General features: G+C 75.8%; 1 protein-coding gene. It reads right to left on the bottom strand.

Translation table 11 applies throughout. From position 1 onward, the window contains the following. Positions 1-541 (bottom strand): aminotransferase class I/II-fold pyridoxal phosphate-dependent enzyme (locus ACFQ36_RS23345; protein ID WP_377018026.1); only part of this gene is annotated, 541 nt, incomplete at both ends.

Below are 541 nucleotides of genomic sequence, written 5' to 3'. Positions count from 1 at the left end.
CCAGGGCCTTGGAGAGCGTGGCGGTGAGCACCACGTGCCCGGCCCCGGGCAACCCGGCGGCGTGCACCGCGCCGCGCCCGTTGCCGGCGACGCCGATGCCGTGTGCCTCATCCACCACCAGCAGCGCATCGTGTTCGGCGCAGAGCCGGGCGGTGGCGGCCACGTCCGCGGCATCGCCGAGCACCGAGTAGATGGATTCGATGACGACGACGGCGCGCGGCTGCGGGCGCGCGGCCAGCAGCCGCTCCAGCGCGTCCAGGTCCCCGTGCGGGAACGCGTCGACGGGGGAGCGGGACAGCCGTGCCGCGTCGATGAGCGAGGCGTGGATGTGCTCGTCCCGCAGGATCAGCGTGCCGGGCCCGCCGAGGGCGGTGAGGATGCCCAGGTTCGCGGCGTACCCGCTGGAGAACGCCAGCGCCGCGGGCTGGCCGGTCAGCCGGCAGAGTTCGGCCTCGAGCTGCTCGTGTACCGGCCGGGTGCCGGTGACCACGCGGGAGGAGCCGGCGCCGGTGCCGTAGCGTTCGACGGCGGCGGTGCCGGC

This window comes from Arthrobacter sp. GCM10027362 (genome assembly GCF_042679445.1).
Classification (GTDB): domain Bacteria; phylum Actinomycetota; class Actinomycetes; order Actinomycetales; family Micrococcaceae; genus Crystallibacter.
The sequence above is the reverse complement of the archived record's forward strand: the minus strand, read 5'-3'. Positions and strand labels throughout refer to the sequence as shown.